The 4,245-nt window shown below is 70.8% G+C and carries 3 protein-coding genes and 1 pseudogene; 3 read left to right on the top strand and 1 reads right to left on the bottom strand.

What is annotated here, in order from left to right; all coding sequences use genetic code 11:
• Positions 1-84, top strand: a pseudogene (locus B4E30_RS02410) (rRNA methyltransferase); the annotation flags it as partial.
• On the opposite strand, the gene B4E30_RS02405 reads toward B4E30_RS02410, so the two are convergent.
• Positions 65-910: an SGNH/GDSL hydrolase family protein gene (locus tag B4E30_RS02405; protein WP_194383171.1), complete on the bottom strand. Its 846-nt coding sequence runs from the start codon at positions 908-910 to the stop codon at positions 65-67. The pseudogene B4E30_RS02410 and the gene B4E30_RS02405 sit on opposite strands and share 20 nt — an antisense overlap.
• 125 nt (positions 911-1,035) lie before the next feature.
• Here B4E30_RS02405 and B4E30_RS02400 point away from each other — a divergent pair, with 125 nt between their 5' ends.
• Positions 1,036-2,895: a DEAD/DEAH box helicase gene (locus B4E30_RS02400; RefSeq protein WP_286793322.1), complete on the top strand. Its 1,860-nt coding sequence runs from the start codon at positions 1,036-1,038 to the stop codon at positions 2,893-2,895.
• 98 nt (positions 2,896-2,993) lie between these two features.
• Positions 2,994-4,079: a VIT1/CCC1 transporter family protein gene (locus tag B4E30_RS02395; RefSeq protein WP_286793321.1), complete on the top strand. Its 1,086-nt coding sequence runs from the start codon at positions 2,994-2,996 to the stop codon at positions 4,077-4,079.
• Positions 4,080-4,245: the final 166 nt, after the last annotated feature.

The raw sequence follows: 4,245 nt of genomic DNA, 5'->3' as shown, positions 1-4,245 counted from the left end.
CCGATGGCCGGCGGCGTCGATTCCCTCAACGTCGCCGCAGCCGGTGCGGTGGCCGTCTGGGCGCTCAATCCCCGTCGTCGATGACGCGTCCGGCCGCACCACCGAGCGGCAGGGCATCGGGACGCTTCGCGGTGACGTGGTCGCCGGAGGACTGATGCCGCACGCGGCGCAGCACCCACGGCACGAGATACTCCCGCGCCCACACCAGGTCGCCGGACCGGGCCTTGCGCCACGTCTGCCGGGGGAGCGGGTCGGGCTGCATGGCGAGCAGGTCGTTCGGCACGTTCAGTGCCCGAAGTACCATGCGAGCGACCTCGTGGTGACCGAGCGCGTTCATGTGCAGGCGGTCGTCGTCGAAGAACCGCATGTCCTGCACCTCCTTCAGCGCCCACTGGTCGGCGACGATCGCGTCGTAGCGGTCGGCGATCGCGCGGATGTTCTCGTTGTAGATCGCCACTTTGCCGCGGATGCCGCGGAACACCGGCGTGAAGTCGGTGTCGATCCCGGTGAAGACCACGAGGGTCGCGCCGTCGCGCGACAGGCGTGCGACGGCGTCCTCGAACAGCTCGGCGACGGCATCGGGGTCGCTCCCCGGGCGGATGACGTCGTTGCCCCCCGCCGAGAACGTCACGAGGTCCGGCTTGAGCGCGAGCGCGGGTTCGACCTGTTCGGCCACGATCTGCCCGATGAGGCGCCCCCGCACGGCGAGATTGGCGTACGCGAAATCCTCCACCTGGTCGGCGAGCACCTCGGCGACCCGATCGGCCCATCCTCGATGCCCACCCGGCGAAGCCGGCTCCGGATCGCCGATGCCCTCGGTGAACGAATCGCCGATCGCGACGTAACGACGCCACGGATGCGGTCCGGTGTTCTCGACGAACGGGGTGCGGTTCGCGCTCGCGCCTGCCATGGATCTCCTTCGGTTCGTGACCGATACGAGGCTATTCCCGCGCGGCCGCCGCCGGGAGCCGACGTCGCGGGGCTCGTCTAAGGTAGTCAGTCGCATCAGCGGATCACACGACAGGGAGGGATGCCGTGCTCGACGAGTCTCCTCCCGCCGACGGCGCGCATCCTTCCGACGCTCACCTCGGGAGCTTCGCGGCCGAGCACCTCTCGCCCACGTACCCGCAACGCGCTCCGTGGGGCACCGCACAGCGTCTGCGTGCCTGGCAGGCGGAAGCGCTCGACCTGTACTTCTCGATGGACGGCCCCGACGGTCCGGGTTCCGGTCCGCGCGACTTCCTCGCTGCCGCGACCCCCGGCGCCGGCAAGACCACGTTCGCGCTGCGCCTCGCGACGGAACTGCTGCGGCGTGACGTCGTCGACCGCATCGTCGTGGTCGCCCCGACCGAGCACCTGAAGACGCAGTGGGCGGATGCCGCCGCCCGGGTGTCGATTCGCCTGGACCCCGCCTTCAGCAATCGTCACGTCGCTCCCGCTCGGCACTACCACGGTGTGGCCGTCACCTACGCCCAGGTGGCCGTCAAGGCCTCGGTGCACGAGCAGCTCGTGCTCGACCGTCGCACGCTCGTGATCCTCGACGAGGTGCACCACGGGGGCGACGCACTCAGCTGGGGGGATGCGCTGCGGGAGGCGTACCGACGCGCGACGCGTCGTCTGCTCCTGTCGGGCACACCGTTCCGCAGCGACACCGCGCCGATCCCGTTCGTCGAGTACCACCCCGACGCGAAGGGCATCCGTCTCTCGCGGACCGACTACAGCTACGGCTATCGCCGCGCGCTCGAGGACGGCGTCGTGCGGCCGGTGATCTTCCTGGTCTACGCGGGGCAGATGCGCTGGCGCACCAAGACGGGCGAGGAGATGGAGGCCCACCTCGGCCAGGACAACACGAAGGACATCACGTCCCAGGCGTGGCGTACGGCCCTGAACCCGGATGGGCAGTGGATCCCCGCCGTGCTGCGCTCGGCGGACCGACGGCTGAGCGAGGTGCGCGAGCATGTGCCCGACGCCGGAGGACTCGTGATCGCGACGGATCAGACCGCGGCGCGCGCGTACGCCGCGATCCTCGAGCAGATCAGTGGCGAGGCGCCCACGGTGGTGCTCTCCGACGAGGCCGAGGCATCGGCGCGCATCGAGGAGTTCGCGCGCGGTGAGAAGCGCTGGATGGTCGCGGTGCGCATGGTGTCGGAGGGTGTGGATGTGCCGCGCCTGGCGGTCGGCGTGTACGCCACCTCCGCATCCACGCCCCTGTTCTTCGCGCAGGCCATCGGACGGTTCGTGCGCGCGCGCCGTCGCGGCGAGACCGCGAGCGTCTTCCTTCCGAACGTCCCCCAGCTGCTCGCTCTCGCCAACGAGCTGGAGCGACAGCGCGATCATGCCCTCGATCGCGATTCCGACGGCGACGACGACTGGAACGCCGAGGAAGACCTCCTGGACGCGGCCGAGCGCGACGAGAAGGCCTCCGACGCGCTCACCGAGGAGTTCTCCTATGAGGCGCTCGGATCGTTCGCCCATTTCGACCGCGTGCTCTACGACGGGCGCGAATTCGGTCAGCTGGCCGTGCCGGGAACCCCGGAGGAGGAGGAGTTCCTCGGTCTGCCCGGACTCCTCGAACCCGAGCACGTGCACGAGCTTCTGATGCAGCGTCAGGCCCGACAGGGCCGGCATCGGAAGGAACGCGAGTCGAGGGAGTCGGCCACCGATCGGCCGCCTTCGCCGGAACAGACGCTCCCGCCGGCGCTGCACCGGACGCTCCGTGAACAGCGGCAGCTGCTCAACAGCCTCGTGGGACTCTATGCCCGGCAATCGGGTGAGCCGCACGGCGCCGTCCATGCCGAGCTGCGGCGGGTGTGCGGTGGACCGGCGGTGGCACAGGCGACGGTGGCGCAGCTGCAGTCCCGCATCGATGTGCTGCGCTCCCGCGTGCGCTCCTGACGTCCACGGCACCGCCTCCGGCGGCTTCGGAGCTCCGAAATGCTGGCAATACCGGCCGATACGAGTGGCGTGGGTGTCCGCGCTGACTAGCGTGAAGTGTGCCCGAGACCACACCGATCGCCACCCCGAGGGAACGACGCCGCTGGGCGCGATACCTCGTCGACGAACGCGCCGAGGCCGACGTCTATCGTCGTCTCGCGTCTCGCCGCACGGGCGAGGAGCGCGCCATCCTCATCGCCCTCGCCGAGGCCGAGGGGCGTCATGAGGCGCATTGGCTCGCACTTCTCGGCGGAGAGCCCGAACGGCTGCCGCATCGCAGCGCATCCAGCGTCGTCCTCGGCTTCATGGCGACGCGCTTCGGATCGGTCTTCGCCCTCGCTCTCGCGCAGAACGCCGAGGCCCGCTCACCGTACGACGACGACCCGGCCGCGACGCCGGCGATGGCCGCCGACGAGCGCGTGCATCACGAGGTGGTCCGCGGCCTCGCGGCGCGCGGAAGGCGTCGCCTGTCGGGGGTGTTCCGCGCGGCCGTCTTCGGCGCCAACGACGGACTGGTGTCGAACCTCGCGCTCGTGCTCGGCATCGGGGCGACGGGCGTCGCGCCGCAGTTCGTGCTCTTCAGCGGCATCGCCGGGCTGCTCGCCGGCGCGCTGTCGATGGGGGCGGGCGAATACGTGTCGGTGCGGTCCCAGCGCGAGCTGCTCGAGGCAGCCCGCCCGAGCGACTACGCCGACGACGCGCTCGGTCACCTCGATCTCGACGCGAACGAGCTCGCCCTGGTCTACCGCACGCGGGGGATGCCGGCCGACGAGGCCGATGCGCGCGCCCGGCAGGTGGTCGGCTCGGCGCGCGAAGGCGGCTCGACGTCCCTCGTCGTGGCCGCCGATCTCGACGGCGACGACGTGATCGGCGGCGCCTGGCGAGCCGCGGGCTCGAGCTTTCTGTTCTTCGCCTCGGGCGCGATCATCCCCGTGCTGCCGTGGCTGTTCGGACTCACCGGACTCGCAGCGGTCTTCCTCGCCCTCGCACTCGTCGGCGTCGCACTGCTGGCCACGGGCGCACTCGTCGGCATCCTGTCGGGGGCCCCGCCGGTGCGGCGCGCGCTGCGCCAGCTCGCGATCGGGTGGGGTGCGGCTGCCGTCACCTACGTCCTGGGGCTGCTGTTCGGCGTCGGCGTGGCCTGACGCCCCCGCTCCACGTCGAGAAACGCCGTTTTCCCCGAGACACCACGCAATGCGTGGTTTCTCGCGGCGGTTGTGGTTTCTCGCGCGGAGCGGCGACGGAGCGGAAACGACGAAAGGGTCCCGATATCGGGACCCTTTCGGACTGTGCGCGAGGGGGGACTTGAAC

The sequence above is a fragment of the Microbacterium sp. UBA3394 genome (genome assembly GCF_002358725.1).
In the GTDB taxonomy this organism is placed as follows: domain Bacteria; phylum Actinomycetota; class Actinomycetes; order Actinomycetales; family Microbacteriaceae; genus Microbacterium; species Microbacterium luteum.
Note: the sequence above shows the minus strand (reverse complement) of the source record. Positions and strands in the feature narration are given on the sequence as shown.

Coding starts and splice junctions, on each gene's coding strand:
- B4E30_RS02405 (WP_194383171.1), bottom strand. CDS start 910: ATGGCAGGCGCGAGCGCGAACCGCACCCCGTTCGTCGAGAACACCGGA.